Source organism: Ralstonia sp. 25mfcol4.1 (genome assembly GCF_900104095.1).
In the GTDB taxonomy this organism is placed as follows: Bacteria; Pseudomonadota; Gammaproteobacteria; order Burkholderiales; family Burkholderiaceae; genus Cupriavidus.
The window spans coordinates 184,968-211,090 of record NZ_FNJO01000008.1 but is presented as its reverse complement, the minus strand read 5'-3'; the positions used below and the strand labels follow the sequence as shown (position 1 = coordinate 211,090).

The 26,123-nt window shown below is 63.6% G+C and carries 23 protein-coding genes; 18 read left to right on the top strand and 5 right to left on the bottom strand.

All coding sequences use genetic code 11. The annotated features are described in order from the left end of the window. Positions 1 to 49: 49 nt before the first annotated feature. Positions 50 to 793, bottom strand: a complete 744-nt coding sequence (locus BLQ58_RS29740; RefSeq protein ID WP_368086171.1) for a pseudouridine synthase — start codon at positions 791 to 793, stop codon at positions 50 to 52. Here BLQ58_RS29740 and BLQ58_RS29735 point away from each other — a divergent pair. Then, the gene (locus tag BLQ58_RS29735) at positions 690 to 2,135 is read left to right on the top strand and encodes a hypothetical protein (protein ID WP_368086170.1); all 1,446 of its coding nucleotides are present in this window, start codon (positions 690 to 692) and stop codon (positions 2,133 to 2,135) included. The genes BLQ58_RS29740 and BLQ58_RS29735 overlap by 104 nt on opposite strands. Here BLQ58_RS29735 and BLQ58_RS16245 read toward each other — a convergent pair. Beyond that, on the bottom strand, positions 2,017 to 4,590 hold the full coding sequence (locus BLQ58_RS16245) for a [protein-PII] uridylyltransferase (RefSeq protein ID WP_092600045.1): 2,574 nt from the start codon (positions 4,588 to 4,590) through the stop codon (positions 2,017 to 2,019). The genes BLQ58_RS29735 and BLQ58_RS16245 overlap by 119 nt on opposite strands. Positions 4,591 to 4,672: 82 nt before the next feature. Beyond that, positions 4,673 to 5,491, bottom strand: a complete 819-nt coding sequence (gene map, locus BLQ58_RS16240; RefSeq protein ID WP_092600042.1) for a type I methionyl aminopeptidase — start codon at positions 5,489 to 5,491, stop codon at positions 4,673 to 4,675. Between the two features lie 338 nt (positions 5,492 to 5,829). On the opposite strand from map, the gene rpsB reads away from it, so the two are divergent. From rpsB to BLQ58_RS16160, 16 genes are all read left to right on the top strand, one after another. Then, complete coding sequence (rpsB, locus tag BLQ58_RS16235) at positions 5,830 to 6,573, top strand: 30S ribosomal protein S2 (RefSeq protein WP_092600039.1); 744 nt, start codon at positions 5,830 to 5,832, stop codon at positions 6,571 to 6,573. Positions 6,574 to 6,739: 166 nt separating this feature from the next. Continuing rightward, complete coding sequence (tsf, locus tag BLQ58_RS16230) at positions 6,740 to 7,618, top strand: translation elongation factor Ts (protein WP_092600036.1); 879 nt, start codon at positions 6,740 to 6,742, stop codon at positions 7,616 to 7,618. Between the two features lie 304 nt (positions 7,619 to 7,922). Continuing rightward, positions 7,923 to 8,633, top strand: a complete 711-nt coding sequence (gene pyrH, locus BLQ58_RS16225; protein ID WP_066735314.1) for a UMP kinase — start codon at positions 7,923 to 7,925, stop codon at positions 8,631 to 8,633. Positions 8,634 to 8,741: 108 nt separating this feature from the next. Then, positions 8,742 to 9,302, top strand: coding sequence for a ribosome recycling factor (gene frr, locus BLQ58_RS16220; protein ID WP_066735216.1), 561 nt, complete (start codon positions 8,742 to 8,744; stop codon positions 9,300 to 9,302). A gap of 52 nt (positions 9,303 to 9,354) precedes the next feature. Beyond that, positions 9,355 to 10,125, top strand: a complete 771-nt coding sequence (locus tag BLQ58_RS16215) for an isoprenyl transferase (protein ID WP_092600033.1) — start codon at positions 9,355 to 9,357, stop codon at positions 10,123 to 10,125. 39 nt (positions 10,126 to 10,164) lie between these two features. Beyond that, on the top strand, positions 10,165 to 10,986 hold the full coding sequence (locus BLQ58_RS16210) for a phosphatidate cytidylyltransferase (protein WP_092600030.1): 822 nt from the start codon (positions 10,165 to 10,167) through the stop codon (positions 10,984 to 10,986). A gap of 24 nt (positions 10,987 to 11,010) precedes the next feature. Then, entirely contained in the window at positions 11,011 to 12,189 is a 1,179-nt protein-coding gene (gene ispC, locus BLQ58_RS16205; protein ID WP_092600027.1) for a 1-deoxy-D-xylulose-5-phosphate reductoisomerase, read from the top strand. Between the two features lie 49 nt (positions 12,190 to 12,238). Then, entirely contained in the window at positions 12,239 to 13,636 is a 1,398-nt protein-coding gene (gene rseP / locus BLQ58_RS16200; RefSeq protein WP_092600024.1) for an RIP metalloprotease RseP, read from the top strand. 139 nt (positions 13,637 to 13,775) lie between these two features. Then, positions 13,776 to 16,106: an outer membrane protein assembly factor BamA gene (bamA, locus tag BLQ58_RS16195; RefSeq protein ID WP_368086169.1), complete on the top strand. Its 2,331-nt coding sequence runs from the start codon at positions 13,776 to 13,778 to the stop codon at positions 16,104 to 16,106. 20 nt (positions 16,107 to 16,126) lie between these two features. Next, positions 16,127 to 16,657, top strand: a complete 531-nt coding sequence (locus tag BLQ58_RS16190) for an OmpH/Skp family outer membrane protein (RefSeq protein ID WP_092600018.1) — start codon at positions 16,127 to 16,129, stop codon at positions 16,655 to 16,657. Positions 16,658 to 16,707: 50 nt separating this feature from the next. Continuing rightward, positions 16,708 to 17,814: a UDP-3-O-(3-hydroxymyristoyl)glucosamine N-acyltransferase gene (lpxD, locus tag BLQ58_RS16185; protein ID WP_092600015.1), complete on the top strand. Its 1,107-nt coding sequence runs from the start codon at positions 16,708 to 16,710 to the stop codon at positions 17,812 to 17,814. After that, positions 17,811 to 18,263, top strand: coding sequence for a 3-hydroxyacyl-ACP dehydratase FabZ (fabZ, locus tag BLQ58_RS16180; RefSeq protein WP_061958372.1), 453 nt, complete (start codon positions 17,811 to 17,813; stop codon positions 18,261 to 18,263). Before lpxD ends, fabZ begins: the two co-directional genes overlap by 4 nt. A 43-nt stretch (positions 18,264 to 18,306) precedes the next feature. After that, positions 18,307 to 19,110: an acyl-ACP--UDP-N-acetylglucosamine O-acyltransferase gene (lpxA, locus tag BLQ58_RS16175; protein ID WP_092600012.1), complete on the top strand. Its 804-nt coding sequence runs from the start codon at positions 18,307 to 18,309 to the stop codon at positions 19,108 to 19,110. A gap of 13 nt (positions 19,111 to 19,123) precedes the next feature. Next, positions 19,124 to 20,332 carry a lipid-A-disaccharide synthase gene (gene lpxB, locus BLQ58_RS16170; RefSeq protein WP_092600009.1) on the top strand — a complete coding sequence of 403 codons (1,209 nt, stop codon included), beginning with the start codon at positions 19,124 to 19,126 and terminating at the stop codon, positions 20,330 to 20,332. Next, a complete protein-coding gene (gene rnhB / locus BLQ58_RS16165) occupies positions 20,332 to 21,012 on the top strand; it encodes a ribonuclease HII (RefSeq protein WP_092600006.1) in 681 nt (226 codons plus the stop codon). Before lpxB ends, rnhB begins: the two co-directional genes overlap by 1 nt. An 11-nt stretch (positions 21,013 to 21,023) precedes the next feature. Then, entirely contained in the window at positions 21,024 to 21,806 is a 783-nt protein-coding gene (locus tag BLQ58_RS16160) for a TrmH family RNA methyltransferase (RefSeq protein ID WP_092600004.1), read from the top strand. Positions 21,807 to 21,816: 10 nt separating this feature from the next. Here BLQ58_RS16160 and BLQ58_RS16155 read toward each other — a convergent pair whose 3' ends face one another. Together BLQ58_RS16155 and BLQ58_RS16150 are read right to left on the bottom strand one after the other, a co-directional pair. Beyond that, entirely contained in the window at positions 21,817 to 22,404 is a 588-nt protein-coding gene (locus BLQ58_RS16155; protein ID WP_139186121.1) for an AAA family ATPase, read from the bottom strand. A gap of 86 nt (positions 22,405 to 22,490) precedes the next feature. Further along, positions 22,491 to 23,303, bottom strand: coding sequence for a posphoenolpyruvate synthetase regulatory kinase/phosphorylase PpsR (locus BLQ58_RS16150; RefSeq protein ID WP_092600258.1), 813 nt, complete (start codon positions 23,301 to 23,303; stop codon positions 22,491 to 22,493). A 378-nt stretch (positions 23,304 to 23,681) separates the two neighbouring features. On the opposite strand from BLQ58_RS16150, the gene ppsA reads away from it, so the two are divergent. Then, complete coding sequence (ppsA, locus tag BLQ58_RS16145; RefSeq protein ID WP_092599999.1) at positions 23,682 to 26,066, top strand: phosphoenolpyruvate synthase; 2,385 nt, start codon at positions 23,682 to 23,684, stop codon at positions 26,064 to 26,066. The last annotated feature ends 57 nt before the right edge of the window (positions 26,067 to 26,123 follow it).

Sequence of the window (26,123 nt, the reverse complement as noted above, 5' to 3'; positions counted from 1 at the left end):
CTCTCCCAGCTGTGCATGTGGGAGAGGGGGCTCACCTCAACAAAACAAATCAGAACTTCTCGAACTGCCCCAGGAAGCGCCACTGGCCCGGCGGGAGATCGCCCAGCGCGATACGGCCCATGCGCACGCGCTTGAGGCCCACTACCTTCAGCCCCACCTGTTCGCACATCCGGCGGATCTGACGCTTGCGGCCTTCGCGCAGCACGAAACGCAGCTGCTCTTCGTTCTGCCAGCTCACCTTGGCGGGCTTGAGCGCCACGCCGTCCAGCGACAGGCCAAAGCGCAGGCGCTCCAGCTGGTCTTCGGGGAAGACGGCGCTGATGTTGCGGTCGACCACACCCTGCGGCGATTCCCACTCCACGCGCACCAGGTATTCCTTTTCGACGGTTGAGTCGTCGCCGATCAGCGCACGCGCGACGCGGCCGTCCTGCGTCAGCACCAGCAGGCCGGTGGAGTCGATGTCGAGGCGGCCCGCCGGCGCCAGGTTCTTGCGCTGCCACGGCGCGAAACGCTTGCGCGTGGGGTCTTGCTCCCACTGGTTTTCGGCCGTGAACAGCACGGCGGCGGGCTCATAGCCGTCTTCGGCCTGGCCGGAGACATAGCCGACCGGCTTGTTCAGCAGCACCGTCACGCGCTCGCCTTGCTCCGAGCGCGCCTCCTGGCGGATTTCGATCTCGGCGTCGGGGCGGATGCGGGTGCCGAGTTCGGTCACGGGCTCGCCATCGACCAGCACCCAGCCCAGCGGGATCCATTCGTCGGCTTCACGACGCGAGCACAGGCCCAGTTCGGACATGCGCTTGGACAGACGGACCAGGCCGTCTTCACGCGGCTCGGCGGGGGCCTGCGGCGCCGGGCGTTCTGCTCGTTCGAACCGTTCACCGCGGTCGCCGCGTTCGGCGCGCACCGGTCTGGCGCGGTCCGACGTGTCGCTGAAACGGCGTGCCGGTGCATCGCCACGGCGCGGCGCCCCATCATCGCGGCGCGGACGATCCGTACGCTCGTCGTCGCCAAAGCGGCGCGGACGTTGGCCACCTTCGCCTTCGAAACGACGCGGACGATCCGAGCCCTGGCCTTCGAAACGACGCGGACGGTCCGAGCCCTGGCCTTCGAAACGACGCGGGCGATCCGAGCCTTCGCCTTCAAAGCGACGCGGGCGGTCGGAGCTTTCGCCTTCAAAGCGACGGGGACGATCCGAGCCCTGGCCTTCAAAGCGACGCGGACGGTCCGAGCCTTCGCCTTCGAAACGACGCGGACGGTCCGAGCCTTGGCCTTCGAAGCGACGCGGGCGATCGTTGCCCTGGCCTTCGAAACGACGCGGACGATCCGAGCCTTCGCCTTCAAAGCGACGCGGGCGATCGTTGCCCTGGCCTTCGAAACGACGCGGACGATCCGAGCCTTCGCCTTCGAAGCGACGCGGACGGTCCGAGCCTTCGCCTTCGAAACGACGCGGACGATCCGAGCCCTGGCCTTCGAAGCGACGCGGACGGTCCGAGCCTTCGCCTTCGAAACGACGCGGACGATCCGAACCCTGGCCTTCGAAGCGACGCGGACGGTCCGATCCTTCGCCTTCGAAACGACGCGGACGATCCGAGCCCTGGCCTTCAAAGCGACGCGGGCGGTCCGAGCCTTGGCCTTCAAAGCGACGCGGACGATCCGAGCCTTCGCCTTCGAAACGACGCGGACGGTCCGAGCCCTGGCCTTCGAAGCGACGCGGGCGATCGGTGCCCTGGCCCTCGAAGCGGCGCGGGCGCTCGGTACGCTCGCCCTCGAACCGTCGCGGCGCGCCTTCGGCCGGCGCCGGCTTGCGCTTGTCTTTCTCGGCCGCGCGATCCTTGGCCTGCTTGATGCCGGTGACGACATCCTGCACGCGCTTGCGGTTCAGGTCCGACACGCGCACCGGGCGGCTCGCCTTGCGCGGTGCGCCCGTCGTGGAGGTCTTGATGCCCAGCGTCTTGCGGCCGGGGTTGTTGCTGTCTGTCATATCTTTCCAAGCGCCCGCGCGCCAGCCATTGGGGATCAGATGGCCAGCGCGTCGAGCAAATCCTGTTCCACTTGAATCTGCAATCGGTTGTCGGCGGCCAGCGGCGAGCCGTCGACCAGGAACACGTCTTCCACGCGTTCGCCGAGCGTGTTGATGCGCGCCGAATGCACGGACACGCGATATTTGGCCAGTACGCGGGCCAGCGCGTAGAGCAGGCCGGTGCGGTCGTTGGCCGACACCGACAGCAGGTAATACTGGCCGCGTTCGTCGGGACGCAAGTCCACGCGCGGCTTGATCGGGAAGCTGCGCGACTGGCGCGACAGCCGGCCCTGCGTCGGCTCGGGCAGCGGGCACTCCAGCCGCACGCGCTCGGTCAGTTCATGCTCCACCAGCGTGAGGATGTCGCGGTAGTCGCCGTCCAGCCCGGGGTCGGTGATCTGGAAGGTGTCCAGCGCGTAGCCGTCGCGCGTGGTCTCGATCTTGGCGTCCTGGATCGAGAATGCCTTGCGCTCGAAATAGCCGCAGATGCGCGCAAACAGGTCAGGCTGGTCCTTCACGTAGACCACCACCTGCAGCCCTTCGCCTGCGAGCGACACGCGCGCCTTGACCACCGGGTCGACGCTGTTCACCTTGTTGAACAGGTGTCGCGTCACCCAGGCGATGTCGCGCGCATCGTGCCGCATGAAGAACGACATGTCCAGCCGGCTCCACAGCGGCTTGGCCAGTTCGGGGTCGAACGCCTTCAGGCGCAGCTGCGCGATGGTATCGTCGCGCTTCTGCGCCCAGAGCGAATGCTGGTCGATCTTGGCACCGCCCAGCACGCGCAGCGTGATGCGGTACAGGTCTTCCAGCAGCTTGCCCTTCCAGGCATTCCACACCTTGGGGCTGGTACCGCGGATATCGGCGACGGTCAGCAGGTAGAGCGCCGTCAGGTATCGCTCGTTGCCCACGACCTGGGCGAACGCCTTCACCACGTCGGGATCGGTCAGGTCCTGCTTCTGTGCGACATGGCTCATGGTCAGGTGGTTCTCCACCAGCCAGGCGATCAGGTCGGCGTCCTCGCGCGCAATGCCGTGCTGCTTGCAGAAGCGGCGTGCATCGACGGTGCCGAGCTTCGAGTGGTCGCCTCCGCGACCCTTGGCGATATCGTGGAACAGTGCCGCCACCCACAGCACCCACGGCCGTTCGAAGCCGGCCATCAGTTGGCTGCAGAACGGGAATTCGTGCGTGTGCTCGACAATCGCGAAGCGGCGCATGTTGCGCACCACCATCAGGATGTGCTGGTCCACGGTGTACACGTGGAACAGGTCGTGCTGCATCTGGCCGACGATGCGGCGGAAATTGATCAGGTAGCGGCCCAGCACACTGGTCTGGTTCATCAGCCGCAGCGCATGCGTAATGCCCTGCGGTTCCTGCACGATGGCCAGGAACAGCTTGCGGTTGACCGGGTCGTTGCGCCAGCTGGCATCCATCACCGTGCGCGCGTTGTAAAGCCCGCGCAGCGTGCGCGGCGACAGGCCCTTCACGCCCGGCGTCCGCTCGTACAGCAGGAACGTTTCCAGGATGGCGTGCGGGTTCTGCTCGTAGAGGTCGTCGCTGGTGATCTCCAGCATGCCCTGGCGCTCCACGAAACTGTCGTTGATCACGCGCGTGACCTTGGACTCGCTCGGAAACAGCATCGCCTCGATGTTCAGCAGCAGCACGCTGTTCAGCTGCGTGACCGCCTTTGCCGCCCAGTAATAGCGCCGCATCAGCTGTTCGCTGGCGCGCTTGTGCGTGGTCTGGCGATAGCCGAACGACTCGGCCAGCGCGGTCTGCAGGTCGAAGACCAGCACGTCCTGGCGGCGGCCCGCCAGCAGGTGCAGGCGCGCACGGATGGTGCGCAGCAAACGTTCATTGCGGGCCAGTTCCTGCGATTCGCGCTCCGTCAGCAGGCCGCGTTCGAACAGTTCTTTCCAGCTGTCGCCGAGGTTCGCCGCCTTGGTCATCCACAGGATGACCTGCAGGTCGCGCAGGCCGCCGGGGCTTTCCTTGCAGTTGGGCTCCAGCGCGTAGGGCGTGTCCTGGTACTTGGCATGGCGCTGGCGCAATTCCAGCAGCTTGGCCTGGAAGAAGTCGGCCGCGTCCATGTCGGCCTGGTAGCGAGCCTGCAGTGAATCCAGCAGCGTCTTGCTGCCGGTCAGCAGGCGCGCTTCCAGCAGCGACGTGCGGATGGTGATGTCGGCGGCCGACTCGCGGATGCAATCGTCCACGGTACGCACAGACGAGCCGATTTCCAGCCCGAGGTCCCAGCACAGGCCGATGAAGCGTTCGAGTTTGGCGGCCGTATCGCTGTCGGGCTCGGCTGGCAGCAGCAGCAGCACATCGACATCGGAGTACGGGAACAGCTCGCCGCGGCCATATCCGCCCACGGCAGCCAGCGCGGCGGAGGCCGGCAGTTCCAGCGCGGTCCAGGCTTCGACCAGCGCGACGTCGACGGCGCGACGCAGCTTCGTCACCAGGGGCGTGACCTGATTGTTGACGTCGAACTCGGCAAACAGCGCCTGCTTGTCGGCCTTGAGCCTGTCGCGAATGCGCTGGCAGAGCAGCAGTTCCGGCGTGGTGTCCATGGGCGGTGGTTCGAGGGTGGGCGTGGGCACGGCTGGAAGAAGAAAGGGCGCCTTGGTGGGCGCCCTGGCGTTCGGTGCGGGATCAGGCCGCCACGGTGTCGGTGATGAACGCGGGCGGTACGGGCGAACCTTCCGACAGCGTCAGCACTTCGTAGCCGGTGTCCGTCACCAGCACCGTGTGCTCCCACTGGGCCGACAGGCTGCGGTCGCGCGTCTTGACCGTCCAGTGATCGGGCATCGTGCGGATATCGCGCTTGCCGGCGTTGATCATCGGCTCGACCGTGAAGATCATGCCCGACTTGATTTCCATGCCGGTGTTCGGGCGGCCGTAATGCAGGATCTGCGGGTCTGAGTGGAACACCTTGCCGATGCCGTGGCCGCAGTATTCGCGCACCACGGTGTAGCCCGCGGCTTCGGCGTGGGTCTGGATGGCGTGGCCGATATCGCCCAGACGTGCGCCATTGCGCACTTGCTGAATACCCTTCCACATGCACTCGTAGGTAATTTGCGCGAGGCGCTTGGCCAGGATCGATGCCTCGCCCACCACGAACATGCGGCTGGTATCGCCGTAGTAGCCTTCCTTGGTGATGACGGTGATGTCCAGGTTGACCACGTCGCCGCCCTTGAGCACGCGGTCGCCGGGGATGCCATGGCAGATCACGTCATTGACCGACGTGCAGATCGCGCCGGGGAAGGGCGGGTAGCCCGGCGGCGCATAGTTCAGCGGGGCCGGCACGGTGCCTTGCACGTCACGCATATACGCGTGGCACAGGCGATCTAGTTCGCCGGTCGTGACGCCGACCTTGACGAACGGAGTGATGTAGTCGAGGACTTCGGAGGCAAGGCGGCAAGCCACGCGCATTTGGGCGATGTCTTCGGCGGTATTGATATGGATGCTCATGCTGCTTCGCCTGAAATGTGATGGCCCAGCCGCAGCTGCGCCTTTACTGTTCGCAAAGCGGGATTATCTCACCTTCGTGACGAGAAAGCAGGGAAATACGGGGAAGTGGCTCGGGCGCAGGCCGACGGGCCGTTCACGTGCCCTGGCGAAGGGGGCTTGAGGGGAAGGGTACTTTGTTGCTACAATCGCGGGCTGACTTGCTGATGGTCCGGAAACGGGCTGCCGCAGGTCGGAGATTATCGCAGTTTTTTGTAAATCGCTGGTCCGCTCATCCGGGGTGTTCCTTTTCAGGAATGTCGGGGCGGACTTCAGAACCCAACCCTTTTGGAGTTATTCACATGTCCGTGACCATGCGCGAAATGCTGGAAGCCGGTTGCCACTTTGGCCACCAGACCCGCTTCTGGAACCCGAAGATGGCCCCCTTCATCTTCGGTCATCGCAACAAGATCCACATCATCAACCTCGAAAAGACCCTGCCGATGTTCCAGGACGCGCTGAAGTACGTGCGTCAGCTGGCAGCAAACCGCGGCACCGTGCTTTTCGTGGGTACCAAGCGTCAATCGCGCGAGATCCTGGCTGAGGAAGCCGGCCGCGCTGGCATGCCCTACGTCGACGCCCGCTGGCTCGGCGGCATGATGACGAACTTCAAGACCGTCAAGATCTCGATCAAGCGCCTGAAGGACATGGAAGCCGCCAAGGAAGCTGGCGCGCTGGAAACCATGAGCAAGAAGGAAGCCCTGATGTTCGAGCGCGAGATGGAAAAGCTGGAAAAGTCCATCGGCGGCATCAAGGACATGGGCGGCGTTCCTGACGCCATCTTCGTGGTGGACGTCGGCTACCACAAGATTGCCGTGACGGAAGCCAACAAGCTGGGCATCCCCGTGATCGGCGTGGTCGACACGAACCACTCGCCGGAAGGCATCGACTACGTGATCCCGGGTAACGACGACTCGAGCAAGGCTGTTGCCCTGTACGTGCGCGGCGTGGCCGACGCCATCCTGGAAGGCCGCGCGAACGCGGTGCAGGAAGTGGTGGAAGCCGTGCGTGGCGACGACGAATTCGTCGAAGTCCAGGAAGGCTGATTGCCCGCTGGCGCCTGAGGCCGGGATACACCGGCCACCGGCGCCTGTCTGACGGCAACCAAGAAAGGGGGCACATCTGGCGCCCCCTTTTTGCAAACAGATTCAGTTGTCATCCGCCGTGGATATGATTCGCCGCGGATGAAGCCAACCAATCAAGGAGTGACAAATGGCGGCAATTACCGCAAGCATGGTTGCAGAACTGCGCGCGAAGACCGACGCGCCGATGATGGAATGCAAGAAGGCCCTGACGGAGGCCGACGGCGACCTGGACAAGGCTGAAGAACTGCTGCGCGTCAAGCTGGGTAACAAGGCCAGCAAGGCCGCTTCGCGCGTGACCGCCGAAGGCATCGTGGCCACGTACATCGACGGCACCACGGGCTCGCTGGTCGAACTGAACTGCGAAACCGACTTCGTGTCGAAGAACGACGACTTCCTGGGCTTCGCCGCCAAGGTTGCCGAACTGATCGCCAAGCAGGCTCCGGCCGACGTGGCAGCCCTGTCGGCCCTGGAAATGGACGGTTCGACGGTTGATGCCGTGCGTTCGGCCCTGATCGGCAAGATCGGCGAGAACATGACGATCCGCCGCTTCGTGCGCTACGCCAACGGTGGCAAGCTGGCTTCGTACCTGCACGGCACCCGTATCGGCGTGATGGTGGAGTTCGACGGCGACGAAACCGCCGCCAAGGACGTTGCCATGCACGTGGCCGCCATGAAGCCGGTGTCGCTGTCGTCGGAACAGGTGCCGGCCGAGCTGATCGCCAAGGAGCGCAGCATTGCCGAGCAGAAGGCTGCCGAGTCGGGCAAGCCGGCCGAAATCGCCGCCAAGATGGTGGAAGGTTCGGTCCAGAAGTACCTGAAGGAAGTGTCGCTGCTGAACCAGCCGTTCGTGAAGAACGACAAGCAAACCGTCGAGCAGATGCTGAAGGCCGCGAACACCAACGTGAAGGGCTTCACCCTGTACGTGGTGGGCGAAGGCATCGAGAAGAAGCAGGACGACTTCGCTGCTGAAGTGGCCGCCCAGGTGGCCGCCGCCCAGAAGGGCTGATGTCCGGGTGGCCGGGCGGGTTTCCCTGACGGGATGCCCGGTCTGCCACCGTATAATGCCGAGGGGCGCCGCAAGGTGCCCCTCTGCACAAGTACGGTTGCCATGTGCGCCGTGCCAGTCAGTTTTCGCAGTCACCTGCAACAAGCGCGCCTTTAGCGGCGTGATGCCAGCAGATGACGGCGAAAACCGGCTTTCCAGCTGTCTAGCAGTCCAAATTCATGCGCGGCCGGTGCGCAGTTGCGTCGTGCCGCCCGCGCCCATCCATCCGTTCAAACGAGCGACTAGAACCTGCCCGAGGGTGAACATGCCAGCCTACAAGCGCGTCCTTCTGAAACTGTCCGGTGAAGCCCTGATGGGCGACGATGCCTTCGGCATCAACCGGGCCACTATCGAAGGCATGGTCAATGACATTGCCGAAATCGTGAAACTGGGCGTCCAGGTGGCGGTCGTCATCGGCGGCGGCAACATTTTCCGCGGCGTTGCCGGCGGTGCGGCCGGCATGGACCGTGCCACGGCCGACTACATGGGCATGCTGGCCACGATGATGAACGCCCTGGCGCTGCAGGACGCCATGCGCCACGCCAATATCGAAGGCCGTGTGCAATCGGCGCTGCGCATGGACCAGGTGGTGGAGCCGTATATCCGCCCGCGCGCCATCCGCCAGCTGGAGGAGGGCAAGGTCGTGATCTTTGCCGCCGGCACCGGCAACCCGTTCTTCACCACCGATACGGCCGCTGCGCTGCGCGGTTCGGAAATCGGCGCGGAGATCGTGCTCAAGGCCACCAAGGTGGACGGCGTCTATACGGCCGACCCCAAGAAGGACCCGAGCGCCACCCGCTACACGACGATCACGTTCGACGAAGCCATTTCGCGCAACCTGCAGGTCATGGACGCCACTGCGTTCGCGCTGTGCCGCGACCAGAAACTGCCGATCAAGGTGTTCTCGATCGTCAAGCCGGGCGCCCTCAAGCGTGTGATCCTGGGCGAGGACGAAGGTACGCTAGTGCACGTTTAAGCAGTCAGGACCGCATCAAAATGCTGATTCGGTCCGGCCTGAGAGTAGAATGTTCCATTTTCGATCCCGTCTGGCGGGATCCTGTCTGGCTGTTTTCCGGAGGTAATCATGACCGTCGCCGACACTAAGAAGAGCGCCGAGCAGAAAATGCAGAAGTCGATCGAAGCCTTCAGGGCCGATCTGGCGAAAATTCGTACTGGCCGTGCGCACACTGGCCTGCTCGACCACGTTCAGGTGGATTACTACGGCTCGCCGGTGCCGATCAGCCAGGTGGCCAACGTTGGCCTGGGCGACGCCCGCACGATTACCGTGCAACCGTGGGAAAAGAAGATGGTGCAGGCCGTGGAAAAGGCAATCCGCGACGCCGACCTGGGCCTGAACCCCGCCACGATGGGCGACGTGATCCGCGTGCCGATGCCTCCGCTGACCGAAGAGCGCCGCAAGGAGCTGATCAAGGTGGTGAAGAGCGAGGCCGAAGGCGCCAAGGTGGCCGTGCGCAACCTGCGCCGCGACGCCAACGAGCAGTTCAAGAAGCTCGTCAAGGACAAGACCATTTCGGAAGACGACGAGCGCCGCGGCACGGACGACGTCCAGAAGCTGACGGACAAGTATGTGGGCGAGATCGACAAGCTCGTCGCCGAGAAAGAGAAGGAGATCTTGACGGTGTAAGGCCGTCCCGGCGGTCCGACCGCCGGGGTAGTCCCAGCCTGTCCGCGAATCCATGCAGCATATCAGTTCGACGCTCGGCGTTCCCGATACCACCTATGTGCCACGACACGTTGCCATCATCATGGATGGCAACGGCCGCTGGGCGACAAAGCGTCACCTGCCGCGCGTGGCCGGCCACGCGCGGGGTCTGGATACCGTGCGCGATATCGTGCAGGCCTGTGCCGCACGGGGCGTGCAGTACCTGACCCTGTTCGCCTTCAGCTCCGAGAACTGGCGCCGGCCCGCGGACGAAGTGTCGTTCCTGATGCGCCTGTTCATGACCGCCTTGCGCCGCGAGGTGGTTCGGATGCACGCGAACAACATCCGCCTGCGCGTGGTGGGCGACCTGGCGCGCTTCAGCCCGCGTATCCAGCAGATGATCAAGGGCGCCGAGGCGCGTACGGCTGGCAACACGGGTCTGACCGTGACCATTGCCGCCAACTACGGCGGCCGCTGGGATCTGCTGCAGGCCATGCGCAAGATGCTGATGCGCTCGCCAATGCTGGATAGCGACTCGATCGACGAGGCGCTGCTGGCCCCGCACCTGGCGATGGCCTATGCGCCGGAGCCGGACCTGTTCATCCGTACCGGCGGCGAGCAGCGCATCAGCAATTTCCTGCTCTGGCAACTCGCCTATACCGAGCTGTACTTCACCGATACGTTCTGGCCCGATTTTGACGCCGCGGAACTCGACAAGGCCTTTGGGTCGTACCGCCAGCGAGAGCGCCGATTCGGCCGGACCAGTGCCCAGGTCGTGGCGCCGGGCCTGTCAGGAACGGCCTGAGGCCGGTCGTACCTTCATACCAACGGGAATCGCAGCCGCATGCTTCTGACCCGCGTTATCACCGCCGTATGCCTGTTGCTGTTGATCCTGCCGATCCTGTTCCTGGCGCCTCCTACGGCGCTGGCGGTGCTGGTGGCAGTCATCGTGCTGCTGGGCGGCTGGGAGTTCGGCCGCCTGATCGGGCTGCCGCGCCCGTGGCCTTATGTCTATGCCGTGGCATGCCTGGTGGCGTTGCTGGGCTGGCATCTCGCGCCGTCCGGTTTCGCCATCGACTGGCTGCTCGAGGCTTCGCTCGTGGCCTGGGGCGTGGCGCTAGTGTTGCTGGCGCGCGGCGTGCGGAAGGCAACCCCCGGATTCACCGTACTGGGCGTCGTGCTCGGACTGATCATGCTGCCGGCGTTCGGCCATGCGGTCATGGCGCTGCGCGTGGCCGGGGTGGGTGTGCTGCTGACCGCCGCCGTGCTGGTCTGGGCCGCCGACATCGGTGCCTATTTCGTCGGCAAGGCCATCGGCAAGCGCAAGCTGGCACCGGCCATCAGCCCGGGCAAGTCCTGGGAAGGCGCGATTGGCGGCTGGCTGCTGGCGATGATCGTCGCGCTTGGGCTGGCGGTCAGCCATGCCTTCGCGCCCACCTGGTATTCGCTGATCGCCGACAAGGTGGGTCTGGGTGTGCTGGCCATGCTGACCACGCTGCTGGTCGCGGCCAGCGTGATCGGTGATCTGTTCGAGTCGCTGCTCAAGCGGCAGGTAGGCATCAAGGACAGCAGCCGGCTGCTGCCAGGCCACGGCGGTATTCTCGACCGCATCGACGCGCTGATCCCGGTATTTCCGCTGGCGGCGCTGCTGCTGTCCTGGGTCTGATCACAATTGAATTCGTCTGGTTATATGCAACGCATTACGATTCTGGGCGCCACGGGTTCCATCGGCGAGAGCACGTTGGACGTGGTGCGCCGTCATCCCGACCGCTATACGGTGCACGCGCTCAGCGCCCATCGCCAGGTGGACAAGCTGGCCGCTGCCTGCGCCGAGTTCCGTCCGGCGCGGGCGGTAGTGGGTTCGGCCGAGGCGGCGCGCGAGCTGGAAGGCAAGCTGCGCGCGGCTGGCTTGGCGACCGAAGTCAGCTACGGCCCGGAATCGCTCGAATCGATCGCCGCGGATGCGCAGACCGATGCCGTGATGGCCGCCATCGTCGGCGCGGCGGGCCTGCGCTCGTCGCTGGCGGCGGCGCGCGCAGGCAAGCGCGTACTGCTGGCCAACAAGGAATCGCTGGTGATGTCGGGCAGCATCTTCATGGATGCGGTGCAGCATCACGGCGCCACGCTGCTGCCGATCGACAGCGAACACAATGCCATCTTCCAGTGCCTGCCGACCAGCGACCCGCGCTATGGCGCGGGGGTGTCGAAGGTGCTGCTGACGGCATCGGGCGGCCCGTTCCGCACCCGCGATCCGTCGACGCTGCACGACATTACGCCGGACCAGGCCTGTGCGCACCCCAAGTGGGTGATGGGTCGCAAGATTTCGGTGGATTCGGCCACCATGATGAACAAGGGGCTCGAGGTCATCGAAGCCCACTGGCTGTTTGGCGCACCGGCCGACAGAATCGAGGTGCTGATTCACCCGCAGAGCATTGTCCATTCGATGGTGGCCTATGCCGACGGTTCGGTACTGGCGCAGCTTGGCAACCCCGACATGCGTACGCCGATTGCCTACGGCATGGCCTATCCGGAACGGATCGACTCGGGGGTGACGCCGCTGGACCTCACCGTGGCCGGCGGTCTCCACTTCGAGACGCCGGACCTGGGACGCTTTCCGTGCCTGGGGCTGGCTTTTGACGCACTGCGCGCCGGTGGTGTGGCGCCGGCCGTGCTCAATGCCGCAAACGAGATGGCCGTGGAGGCGTTCCTGGCCGGCGGCATCCGGTTCACGGACATCGCGCGGGTCGTGGCCGGTGTGCTGGAGCAGCCCGCCGAAGGTGAAGCCGGCTCGCTCGACGGTGTACTGGCCGCCGATGCCGCGGCACGCAAGGCCGCCCTGGCGCTGCTGAAACAACTGGCCGGCCGCTGATCGTCATCACGATCGCTGCGAGGCCCGGATCTGGAAAGAGGTGATTGCCATGCAAACCGTTATCGCGTTCGTTGTCGCCCTCTGTATCCTGATCTTCGTTCACGAGATGGGGCATTACCTGGCTGCGCGCGCGTGCGGGGTCAAGGTGTTGCGGTTCTCGATCGGTTTTGGCCGTCCGCTGGCCCGCTGGGTCAGCAAGGGGCGTGACCGCACCGAATGGACGCTGGCCGCCATCCCGCTGGGTGGCTACGTCAAGATGCTGGACGAGCGGGAGCGCGACCCGGACGCGGATCCGGCCATTGATGCGGCTGACCTGCCCCGCGCATTCAATCGTCAGCCGGTGGGCAAGCGTCTTGTCATCGTGGCGGCTGGCCCGCTGGCGAACTTCGCGCTGGCCATCGGCCTCTATCTGGTGCTGTTTGCCGGGGGCATGCGCGAACCTGCCCCCGTGCTCGCCGCGCCGGCAGCCAGTACGGCGGCGGCGCAGGCGGGCGTCCGGGACGGAGACCGTGTGCTGTCGCTGAGCGCGAATGGGCAGACCGAACCTGTCCGATCCTGGAACGATTTGCGCATGGCCGTGTTTGCCCAGGGTTTTGGCGAGACGCGTGCCGTCATGCACGTCCGTGGTGCCGATGGCGCCGAGCGGGATGTCGCACTGGGCAGGCTGCCCGATACCGGCGAAAACCCCGATCAGGATCCCCTTGCAACGCTGGGTCTGGCGCTGAAGGGCGGCCCGGTCACCATTACCGAGATCGTCGCCGATTCGGCGGCACAACGGGCGGGTCTGCGCGCCGGCGACAAGGTGGTGGCATGGCAGGGCCAGCCGCTGACCCAGGCCGGCGAACTGATTCGCGGGGTGCGGGCGCGTCCGGGCCAGGACGTCACGCTGGCGGTCGAGCGCGCCGGCCAGCGCATCGACGTGACCGTAAAGCTTGATGCCGCACCGGGCGGCAAGGCTGGCGCGGGGGGCGAGCCGGCGCCGCTGGTCGGCAAGCTGGGCGCCGCGCTGAACCAGGCCGTGCAGACCGAAATCGTGCGCTACCCGTTTACCCAGGCCCTGGCCCGTGCAGCCGATCAGGTCTGGAGCACCAGCACGCTGTCGTTGAAGCTGCTTGGCAAGATGCTCGTGGGCCAGGCATCGCTGCAGAACCTGAGCGGTCCGCTGACCGTGGCCGACTATGCCGGGCGGGCCGCCAACATGGGCTGGCAGCCGTTCGTGAGCTTCCTCGCGCTGGTCAGCGTCAGCCTCGGTGTACTGAATTTGTTACCTATTCCGGTGCTGGATGGGGGGCATTTGCTGTATTATTGCGTGGAATTTTTGACTGGCAGGCCTGTACCAGACCACTGGCAAGCGATGCTGCAGAAGGTCGGCATCGCATGCATCTTGCTCCTGACCTCACTCGCTTTGTTCAATGACGTCAGCCGACTGTTTCTTGCGCGCGGCTAGTTTCGCGCAGCCAGAAACGCCAGTCGGACGGGGGCGGTCGTATCCCGGGGGGATTTTCTCCGTCGGGAAGGATCAGTCGTGCCGGTATTGTCAGGCGTAGCCGCAATCGGTGCTGGAGCCAACACCCTGCATGAAATCGATGAGGAAGAGGGGATCGACTTTGATCAGAAATAAGCGCATCTCGCTGGGCTTGCTGACGAGTGCCATTATTGCGGCCTGGAGCCCGGCGGGCTGGGCCGCAGATCCGTTTGTGGTCAAGGATATTCGCGTTGAAGGCCTGCAGCGCGTGGAACCGGGTACCGTGTTCGGTTACCTGCCCGTGCGCGTCGGCGAAACCTTCACCGATGACAAGGGCGCCGACGCCATCCGCGCGCTCTACAATACCGGGTTTTTCAAGGACGTGCAGATCCGCGCCGAAGACGGCGTGCTGGTGGTGCAGGTCGAGGAACGCCCGGCGATTTCCCAGCTTGAATTCGTCGGCATCAAGGAATTCGACAAGGACACGCTGCGCCGGTCCCTGCGGGCCGTGGGCGTGGCCGAAGCGCGTTACTACGACAAGGCGCTGATCGACAAGGCCGAGCAGGAGCTGAAGCGCCAGTACGTGGCCCGCGGCTACTACGCCGCCGAAGTCCAGACCACCGTGACGCCGGTGGACCGCAACCGCGTGTCCGTGGTGTTCAACGTGGAAGAAGGGCCGGTCGCGAAGATTCGCCAGATCAATATCGTCGGCAACAAGGCCTTCAAGGAAAGCACGCTGCGCGACGAAATGCAGCTGTCCACGCCGAACTGGCTGTCGTGGTACACCAAGAACGATCTGTATTCGAAGCAGAAGCTCACCGCCGACCTGGAAGCGTTGCGCTCGTTCTACCTGAATCGTGGCTATCTGGAATTCCAGATCGAGTCGACGCAGGTATCGATCACGCCTGACAAGAAAGATATCTACCTGACGCTGAATATCGCCGAAGGCGAGCAGTTCAAGGTGTCGGATATTCACCTGGCCGGCGAACTGCTGGGCAAGCAGGAAGAAATGCAGAAACTGCTGCAGCTGAAGAAGGGCGATATTTTCTCGTCCGAAAAGCTGACGGCCAGCACCAAGGCCATCACCGATCTGCTCGGTACGTACGGCTATGCATTCACCACGATCAACCCGCAACCGCAGATCGACAAGGAAAAGCGCGAAGTGGCGCTGACCCTGATGGTCGACCCGGGTCGCCGCGTCTATGTGCGTCGCGTGAACGTGGTGGGCAACAGCAAGACGCGCGACGAAGTGGTGCGCCGCGAAATGCGCCAGATGGAAAGCTCGTGGTTCGATAGCGAGAAACTCCAGCAGTCGCAGGCCCGTATCAACCGTACCGGCTATTTCACGGATACGAACATCACGACCGAGGACGTGCCTGGCGCTCCCGACCAGGTGGATGTGAACGTAAATGTGACGGAAAAGCCGACTGGCCAGATCAGCCTGGGTCTGGGCTTCTCGTCGACCGACAAGCTTGTGCTGCAGGCCGGCCTGCGCCAGGACAACGTGTTCGGCTCAGGTACCAGCCTGGGCCTGGACGTGAACACGGCCAAGTCGTTCCGTACGATCGCGCTGACGCAGTACGATCCGTACTTCACGGTGGACGGCATCAGCCGCTCGACCGATATCTACTACCGTACGTCCCGCCCGCTGTACTACACGGGTGACCAGGACTACAAGATCGTGTCGGCCGGCGGCGGCTTCAAGTTCGGCGTGCCGTTCTCCGAGAACGACACGGTGTTCTTCGGCATTGGCTACGAGCGTACCCAGGTCTATACCTCGGTCAACACGCCTAGCCAGTACACGGCCTGGCTGCAGAAGATCGGCAAGGCCAGTGGCGACCCGATCAACAACTTCCCGTTCACGGTCGGCTGGGCACGTGACCGCCGGGATAGTGCGCTGATCCCGACCAAGGGCCCGTACACCCAGGCCAACCTGGAAATCGGTGTGCCGGGCGGCGATACGCAGTACTATCGCGCCAGCTTCCAGCAGCAGTACTTCTATCCGATTTCGAAGGCCTTCACGCTGGCCTTCAACGGTGAGGTGGCCTACGGCCACGGCTACGGCAATACGCCGTTCCCGGTGTTCAAGTACTTCTATGCCGGTGGTATCGGTTCGGTCCGCGGCTACCAGACCAGCACGCTGGGTCCGAAGGACCAGAACGGCAATCCGGTGGGCGGTGCCTCGAAGATGATCGGTAACGTGGAATTCGTGTTCCCGCTGCCGGGTTCGGGCGTCGACCGGACGCTGCGTCTGTTCACGTTCTTCGACTTCGGTAACGTCTATCAGGAAGGCGCGCCGATCACGGTCAGCGACCTGAAGTACTCGACCGGTTTCGGTATGTCGTGGCTCTCGCCGATCGGCCCGCTGAAGGTCAGCATGGGCTTCCCGCTGAAGAAGGACGAGAACGACAAGGTTCAGCGGTTCCAGTTCCAGATTGGTACCGCGTTCTGATCCCCAAAAGGATTTGTTTGATGAAACTCCACACTCCACTGATCAAATCCCTGAGCGCGGCCGCGCTGGCCGCTGCGGCCCTTTGCGCGGCGGCCCCGGCGATGGCTCAGGAGGCGCGCATTGCCGCGGTGAACTCGGAGCGTATCCTGCGCGACTCGCAGCCGGCCAAGGCCGCGCAGGTCAAGCTCGAACAGGAATTCTCCAAGCGCGACCGCGAACTGCAGGACATGGCCCAGAAGATCAAGGCCATGGCTGACAAGCTCGACAAGGACACCGCCGTGCTGGCCGACGCCGACCGCCAGCGCCGTCAGCGCGAAGTGGCCGACCTCGATCGTGAATTCCAGCGCAAGCAGCGCGAATTCCGCGAAGACCTGAACCAGCGTCGTAACGAAGAACTGGCCCAGGTGCTGGAGCGCGCCAACCGCGTGATCCGTCAGCTGGCCGAGCAGCGCAAGTACGACCTGATCGTGCAGGAAGCGGTCTACGTCAATCCGCGCATCGACATCACGGACGACGTGATGAAGGCGCTGAACGCCAGCTCCGGCAAGTAAGCGGCGGGCGCTCGCGCCCCGCTTTGCGATTTTTTCAAGGAAGTACCGCCATGCAGACACCCACACTGGGTCAGCTCGCCACCGAGAACGGCGCGCAGGTTGTGGGTGATCCCGACCTGGCCGTTGGCGGTCTGGCGCCGCTTGACCAGGCCGGCCCCGGCGATCTGTCGTTTCTCTCCAATCCTCTCTACCTGGCGCAGGCGCTGGCTTCGAAGGCCGGTGCCGTGATCGTGTCGCCGGCAGATCTGGAGCGCATTCGCGCGGATGGACAGGCGGACGGCCGCAACTGGTTGGTGGCACGCAATCCGTACGTCTGCTTTGCGCGGGTGGCCCAGCGTTTCGATCGCGTCGCCAATGCCGATCCGCGTATCGGCATCGACCCGCGCGCGACGGTAGCGCCCGACGCGGTCGTGCCGGCGTCGTGCTTTATCGGTCCGAACGTGGTGATCGAGGCCGGAGCGCGGCTGGGTGAGCGGGTCCGCGTCCTGGCAAATGCCTTTATCGGCGCAGGCGCGCAGATCGGCGAAGATACGCTCATCTACGCCAATGTTTCTGTCTATCATCGTTGCGTGGTGGGCGCGCGCAACATCCTGCACAGCGGCGCCGTGATCGGTGCCGATGGATTTGGCTTTGCACCCGATATCGGGCCGGGCGGGGTCGAGTACGTCAAGATTCCCCAGGTGGGGCGGGCGGTGCTGGGCAACGATGTGGAGATTGGCGCCAATACCTGCGTGGACCGCGGTGCGATGGCCGATACCGTCATCGAGGACGGCTGCAAGATCGACAACCAGGTGCAGATCGCCCATAACGTCCATGTGGGCGCGCATACCGTGATCGCCGGCACGGCCGCGGTTTCGGGCAGTACGAAGATCGGCAGGTTCTGCGTGATTGGCGGTGCGGCCAATTTTTCCGGCCATTTGAATATCGCCGACCGGACCACAGTGTCCGGCGGCACCTCGATTACCAAATCGATTACAAAACCCGGTGGGCATTTCACCAGCGTGTTCCCGTTCACATCGCATGGCGAGTGGGAACGCAACGCGGCCATCGTGCGCGGCCTGTCGAAGCTGCGCGAACGTGTGGTGCAACTGGAGCGCCGGCTGCGCGGCACGTCCGCCGGGGTTAATAGCAAACAAGACGAAGAGAAATCATCATGACAGCCTCCGATATCGACATCCGCAAGATCCTGAAGCTGCTGCCGCATCGGTATCCGATCCTGCTGGTCGACCGCGTGCTCGAGTTTGAACCGCAGAAGCGGATCAAGACCCTGAAGAACGTGACGATCAACGAGCCGTACTTCATGGGCCACTTTCCGGAACAACCCGTGATGCCGGGTGTCATGATTCTGGAGGCGCTGGCGCAATCGGCCGGCCTGCTGACCTTTGGCGCCGACATGGAGCGCAAGGAAGGCGCGCTGTACTACTTTGTCGGCATCGATGGCGCCCGCTTCAAGCGCGTGGTGTATCCCGGCGACCAGTTGCACCTGAACGTGACCGTGGAACGCTACATTCGCGGCATCTGGAAGTTCAAGGCCAGCGCCACCGTGGATGGCGAGGTTGCCTGCGAAGCCGAGCTGATGTGCACGGTCAAGCAGGCCGAGGCCTGATCTTCCCGTTACCGAGCAGAACTGACAGCACAGGACAGTACGTATGACGCAAATCCATCCCACCGCACTGGTCGACCCGAAGGCTGAACTCGCTGCCGATGTGGAAGTCGGCCCGTTCTCGATCGTCGGTCCGAATGTGCGGATTGGCAGCGGCACGCGGATCGGCTCGCATACCACGGTCGAGGGACATACCACGATCGGCGAGGGGAACCGCATCGGGCCTTATGCCTCGGTGGGCGGAGTGCCGCAGGACATGAAGTATGCCAACGAGCCCACCCGGCTCGAGATTGGCGATCGCAACACGATTCGCGAATTCACCACGATCCACACGGGCACCGTGCAGGATCGCGGCCTGACCTGCATCGGCAGCGATAACTGGATCATGGCGTACGTGCATATCGCGCACGACTGCAGCGTGGGTAACCACACGGTGTTCTCCAGCAATGCGCAGATTGCCGGCCACGTGGAAGTGGGCGACTGGGCGATTCTGGGCGGCATGAGCGGCGTGCATCAGTACGTGCGTATTGGCGCGCATGCCATGCTGGGCGGTGCTTCGGCGCTGGTTCAGGACGTGCCGCCGTTCGTAATTGCCGCGAGCGACAAAAGCGGCAACAAGGCGACGCCGCATGGTATCAACGTCGAGGGTCTGCGTCGTCGCGGCTTCGACGCGGCGCAGATCGCGGCGCTGCGTCAGGCTTACAAGCTGCTGTACAAGTCGGACCTCAGCTTCGACGACGCCCGCAACGAGATTTCGGCCATGCTGGGCCAGTCGGATGCCACGACGGCAGCGCCGCTAAAGGCCTTCGTCGAGTTCCTCGCCGCGACCCAGCGCGGCATCGTGCGCTAGACGTCAGCCGGACATGGTCGAGGCAGCCATGCAGGCCGTGCTTCCCGCTGACGCGGAAGCTCATGTAAACAAGCGTGGCACGATTGCCATGGTCGCTGGCGAGGCATCCGGCGATCTGCTGGCTTCGCTGTTGCTGGAAGGATTGCACGCACGGCTGGGCGAGTCGGTTGACTATGCCGGGATCGGTGGCCGCCGCATGATGGCGCAGGGCTTCGTCTCGCATTGGCCGATGGAAACGCTTTCCGTCAACGGCTATGTCGAAGTTCTGGGGTCGCTTCGCGAGATTCTGGCCACGCGGCGGGCTATTCGCGACCAGCTGCTGGCGCAACCACCACTGTGCTTTATTGGTGTCGATGCTCCGGATTTCAACTTCGGGCTCGAGGTTCCGCTCCGGCGCGCCGGCATACCCGTCGTTCATTTTGTCAGTCCGTCGATCTGGGCCTGGCGGGGTGGTCGCATTCGTACCATCGCGCGTGCGGTAGACCATATCCTCTGTCTGTTTCCGTTCGAGCCCGAGATCTACGCCAAGGCAGGTATCCCGGCGACATACGTCGGCCATCCCCTTGCCGATGTGATTCCGATGGTTCCCGATGTGGCTGGCGCCCGTGCCAAGCTGGGCCTCCCGGAAAACAAGCGCATCGTGGCGGTGCTGCCGGGGAGCCGGCAATCCGAAGTACGCAACCTCGGTGCCACTTTCTTCGAGGCCATGGCGCGGATGCACCGCATGGACGCGAATCTGGCCTTCGTGTTGCCCGCCGCGTCGCCGGCGCTGCATCCAATTGTGGAAGGCTTGCACGCGCAGCATCCCGAGATCGACCTGACGATTGTCGATGGTCAGTCACATTTGGCAATGGAGTCGGCCGATGTGATCCTGCTGGCAAGCGGCACCGCCACGCTGGAGGCTGCGCTGTACAAAAAGCCGATGGTGATCTCGTACAAGGTGCCCTGGCTGACCGCGCAAATCATGAAACGGCAGGGGTATCTGCCGTACGTTGGACTGCCTAATATTCTGTCGGGGCGCTTCGTAGTGCCTGAGCTGTTGCAGGACGACGCCACGCCGGAGGCCCTGGCGCGCGAAACGCTGCTGCAGCTCAATGACGAAGGCAATATTGCATTCCTGCGCGAACATTTCACGACCATGCATGAAACGCTGAAGCGCGATACGGCAAGGCTTGCGGCCGGTGTCGTGGCAGATCTGCTCCACAGTCGGGGAGCTGTGTGATGCCGCGCGTCAAGGCCGTCAATGTCGGTCAGATGGGGCTCGAGCTGACGCAGACGGTCGCCGTGGTCCAGCGTCTTTGTGGCGTGGACGAAGCAGGCCGTGGCCCGCTGGCAGGCCCGGTGTATGCGGCGGCGGTCGTGCTGAACCCGGACCGCCAGATCCGCGGGCTCGCCGATTCGAAGATCCTGACTGCGGAGAAGCGAGAGGTCTTGTTCGACAGGATTTGCGAGCGGGCGTTGGGCTGGCACATCGCCTTTGCAACGGTCGAGGAAATCGATTCGATCAATATCCTCCATGCCTCGATGCTGGCCATGCAGCGCGCCGTTCAAGGGCTTGCCGCCAATGGCGTGATTCCCGATCTGGTCCAGGTGGACGGCAATCGTTGCCCGCAGGTGGCTTTTCCCGTCGAAGCGATTGTCAAGGGCGACGCCAAGGTGCGTGCCATTTCGGCTGCGTCGATCCTGGCAAAGGTGGCGCGTGACCGCAACCTCCGGGAATTGCACGTGCAGTATCCCGATTACGGCTTCGACTCGCATTTTGGCTATCCGACGCCTCAACACTTTGCTGCGCTGGATCGGCATGGTCCCACACCGCATCATCGGCGGTCGTTCGCGCCGGTCCGCCTGGCGCTGGAACGCGTCAACGCTACGAGCCAGGCCCAGGAAGCGCCGCCTTTCTAAGACAACACCCCTTGAAGCACGTCACTTCGCGCGATAACGCGCTGTTCAAGCACCTGAAGGCCCTGATCGGGTCTACCCACCAACGTCGCAAGGCCGGGCAATCGGTGCTGGACGGGGTGCATCTGGCGCACGCCTACGTTGCCGCACTGGGTCAGCCGGTCTCCTGCGTCGTAGGTGAACGTCATATTGACCATGCCGAAGTGCGGCCGCTGCTCGATCAGGTCGAGCCAGAGCGCGTCGTCGTGCTGGCCGACGCACTGTTCAGCCAGATCAGCAATGTGGCGAATGGCATCGACCTGCTGTTCGTGATCGAAACGCCGGCGGGTCATCTGCCAGCGCAGATTGCGACAGACTGCATCATCCTTGATGGCGTCCAGGATGCAGGCAACGTCGGCTCGATTCTGCGCAGTGCCGCGGCTGCGGGTATTCCTCACGCTTTCCTGACCACCGGCTGTGCATTCGCCTGGTCGGTCAAGACGTTGCGTGCCGGTATGGGCGCGAATTTTCATCTCAATATCGTTGAGCATTGCACGCTCGACATGCTCGCGTCCCGGCTGGCCGTGCCGCTGCTTGCGACGTCCTCACATGCCGACGCCACCGTGTTCGATACCGACCTGCGTCAGCCAGTGGGTTGGGTCGTCGGCAACGAGGGCGCGGGCGTGAGCGAGGAGTGGATGGCCCGCGTATCGCGCAAGGTCGGCATTCCGCAACCCGGTGGCCTGGAATCGCTGAACGTTGCCGCAGCTACTGCCATCTGCCTGTTTGAAGCGGTTCGCCAGCGGCGGGCCTGGTGAGCGGGCGCCGTCACCGAGGCCCGTTGCCCAGTTCCTGGCGGGATGCGGAGGCTCCTGAAGTTTCCTTCTGTTCGATCAGGAGGTGCAGGACGTCCGCGATCTGACCAATCTTCCCGTCGATCTGGTCGAACTTGCGATCGATGTGGTCGAACTTCCTGTTGATCTGGTCGAACTTCCTGTCGAGCCCAACTTCGAGGTTGTTGAAGCGTTCGTCCATCTTGTCGAAGCGTTCGTCCATTTTTTCCAGCCGCTGGTCGACCTTGGCGAAGCCCTCGTCAACCTTCACTTCAACCCTGTCGATCCGGCGGTCGATGCCATCGAATCGCTTGTCTGTCGCCTGGAACTGGCGGTCCATCACGCCGAGCCGCTCATCCACCAAATCGAAGCGGTAATAGATGTTCTCAGTGGTCTTGTCGGATTGGCGCCCGGAATACTCGAGGATGGCGAAGATGCCTCCGAGGGCGACGAAGACTGCAGTGAAGATGGTGGCGCCCATGCGCCAATCGTGGCGCGGCGGGCAGCGTTGCTGGCGCGCGCGGGCGGGATCGGCCCCGTCGGGGAGGCTGGAAAGCTGATCAGCTGACATGGTGATGGACATGGTTCATGAAAGAAAACGTTCGATGACGTCATCTTTCACCTCCAGCCATCACCCGACAAGAAGACGATTCTCAAAAATCGCGCGCTTCAATAGTTATCGCGATCGACCTTGATTTCCTGCAGGATCGTCGTCGCGATTTCCTCGATCGACTTGTGGGTCGACGACAGCCACTTGATCCCTTCGCGGCGCATCATCGCCTCGGCCTCGTTAACCTCGTAGCGACAGTTCTCCACCGCCGCGTACTTGCTGCCGGGCCGGCGCTCGTTGCGGATCTCGGTCAGGCGCTGAGGGTCGATCGACAGCCCGAAGATCTTGGACTTGAATGCGTAGAGCGCCGAAGGCAGACGTCCACGCTCGAAATCGTCGGGGATCAGCGGATAGTTCGCCGCCTTGAGGCCGTACTGCATGGCCAGATACAGACTGGTTGGCGTCTTGCCGCTGCGCGACACGCCAACGAGGATCACATCGGCGTCCTCGAGGTTTTTGTGTGACTGACCGTCATCATGTGCCAGCGAGAAGTTGATGGCCTCGATCCGGTTCTTGTACGCCTCGGTATCGGCGTTCTGGTGAAACCGGCCGATCGCATGCGTGGACTTCAGTCCCAGTTCTTTTTCGAGCGGTTCGATGAACGTCTGGAACATGTCCAGGATCATGCCCTTGGCGCGGCGCATCGCCTTGTTCGACTCGGCGTTGACCAGCGTGGTGAAGACGATGGGCGGGACGCCCTCGTTATAGAACGCCTCATTGATCTTGCTGACGGCCACATGCGCCTTCTCGGGCGTGTCCACGAACGGCATGCGCACCTTGCGGAAGCGCATCTCGAACTGGGCCAGAATCGAGTGGCTGAACGTCTCGGCGGTGATGCCTGTGCCATCCGACACAATGAAAACCGTACGCACGGCAGGGCGATCCACAGGTTCCGTCGCAGCCGCAGGCTGGGCGCCGGGCGCGGAAGAAGAAGGCTGGGAAGTCAGGGCTGGCGCAGGTTGCGACGCGTCAGGCGCTTCGGGCAAGGACATGTCTGGACAATTATTTTGGAACAGCCGCTGAGCGAAAGTGCGGTGCGGCACGGTAGAATAGCGGCGATCTTTTGGCTAAGCAATTCCGCCAATCCCGGCCAGGCAACGATTTGGGGCTGGATTGTCGACAATGTGCATTGCAACATCGGAAGCGTCCGATGTCACACGGAATTGCTCAGCCAAGCGATCCGCCGGGGCCAGAACTCCAACAACATACCGGTCGGTGCAAAAGATTTCTTACTTTGTTTTGAGGCTTTTATGACCAACCAGGTAGATAACGGCGCCTACGTGCTGCCGTTCGAAGAACTGCGCATGCAGGACGTGGAGACCGTCGGCGGCAAGAATTCGTCGCTGGGCGAGATGATCTCGCAACTGGCCGGTGCCGGTGTGCGCGTTCCCGGCGGTTTTGCCACCACCGCGCTGGCATTCCGCGACTTCCTCGAACACAACAACCTGACGGCCCGCATTTCGGAACGCCTGAAGACGCTTGACGTCGACGACGTGAAGGCTCTGGCCGAAGCCGGTGCCGAGATCCGCAACTGGGTGGCCTCGGCGCCGTTCCAGCCGCGTCTCGAGGCGGAGATCCGCGAGCACTATGCACGCGTGTCGGCGCGCGAAGGCGCCGAGGCATCGTTTGCCGTGCGCTCGTCGGCCACCGCCGAAGACCTGCCCGACGCTTCGTTCGCAGGCCAGCAGGAGTCGTACCTCAACGTCAGCGGCATCGACGACGTGCTCGACAAGATCAAGCACGTGTTCGCGTCGCTGTACAACGACCGCGCCATTTCCTACCGCGTGCACAAGGGCTTTGCCCACGACGTGGTGGCCTTGTCGGCCGGCGTCCAGCGCATGGTTCGTTCGGACCTGGCTGCTTCGGGCGTGATGTTCACGATCGATACCGAGTCGGGCTTCCCGGACGTGGTGTTTATCACGTCGAGCTACGGCCTGGGCGAAACGGTGGTGCAGGGCGCCGTGAACCCGGACGAGTTCTACGTCTTCAAGCCGACGCTGCAGGCTGGCAAGTACCCCATCATCCGCCGTTCGATCGGCTCGAAGCTGATCAAGATGGAATTCACGAAGCCGGGCGAAGCCGGCCGCGTGAAGACCGTGGACGTGCCGCCAGAGCTGCGTAACCGTTATTCGATCAGCGATGACGATGTGAACGAGCTGGCCCGCTACGCGATGATCATCGAGAAGCATTATGGCCGCCCGATGGACATCGAATGGGGCAAGGACGGCAAGGACGGCAAGATCTATATCCTCCAGGCGCGTCCGGAGACCGTGAAGAGCCAGTCGGCTGGCAAGGCCGAACAGCGGTTCAAGCTGAAGGGCACGTCTGCGGTGCTGACCAGCGGCCGTGCAATCGGCCAGAAGATCGGCACGGGTCCGGTCCGCGTGATCAACGATCCGTCCGAGATGGAACGTGTGCAGCCTGGCGACGTGCTGGTGGCCGACATGACCGACCCGAACTGGGAGCCGGTGATGAAGCGTGCCGCGGCCATCGTCACGAACCGTGGCGGCCGTACCTGCCACGCCGCGATCATCGCGCGTGAACTGGGTGTGCCGGCCGTGGTTGGTTGCGGCGATGCCACCGACGTGCTGAAGGATGGGACGCTGGTGACGGTGTCGTGTGCCGAGGGCGACGAAGGCCGTATCTACGACGGTCTGCTCGAAACCGAGGTCACCGAGGTCATGCGCGGCGAAATGCCGGAGATCGAGACCAAGATCATGATGAACGTCGGCAATCCGCAGCTCGCGTTCGATTTTGCGCAGATCCCGAACCACGGTGTTGGCCTGGCTCGCCTGGAATTCATCATCAACAACAACATCGGCGTTCACCCGAAGGCAATTCTCGACTATCCGCAGGTCGATGCCGACCTGAAGAAGGCCGTGGAATCGGTCGCCCGTGGCCACGCCAGCCCGCGTGCGTTCTACGTCGACAAGCTGGCCGAAGGCATGGCCACGATCGGTGCCGCGTTCTATCCGAAGCCTGTGATCGTGCGCCTGTCGGACTTCAAGTCGAACGAGTACAAGAAGCTGATCGGTGGTTCGCGCTACGAGCCGGACGAGGAAAACCCGATGCTGGGCTTCCGTGGCGCTTCGCGCTACATCGCCGATGACTTCGCCGAAGCGTTCGAGATGGAATGCAAGGCCATGAAGCGAGTGCGCGACGAGATGGGCCTGACCAACGTCGAGATCATGGTGCCGTTCGTGCGGACGCTGGGCCAGGCCGAGCGCGTGATCGAACTGCTGGCCAAGCACGGCCTGAAGCGCGGCGAAAATGGTCTGCGCATCATCATGATGTGCGAGGTGCCGTCGAACGCGATTCTTGCCGAAGAGTTCCTGCAGTTCTTCGACGGATTCTCGATTGGCTCGAACGACCTGACACAGCTGACGCTGGGCCTGGACCGCGATTCGGGCATGGAACTGCTGGCCAAGGACTTCGACGAGCGCGATCCGGCCGTGCGTTTCATGCTGCAGCGCGCCATTTCCACGGCGCTGCGCCTGGACAAGTACGTCGGTATTTGCGGGCAGGGCCCGTCTGACCATCCGGATTTTGCAGCCTGGCTGGCCAAGGAAGGCATCAAGTCGATCTCGCTGAATCCTGATTCGGTCGTGGAAACCTGGCAACAACTGGCTTCTTAAGGCATTTCGCGTCACAATATCGACGTACCCGAACGAGCGGCGTCCGGCCTGATGGGC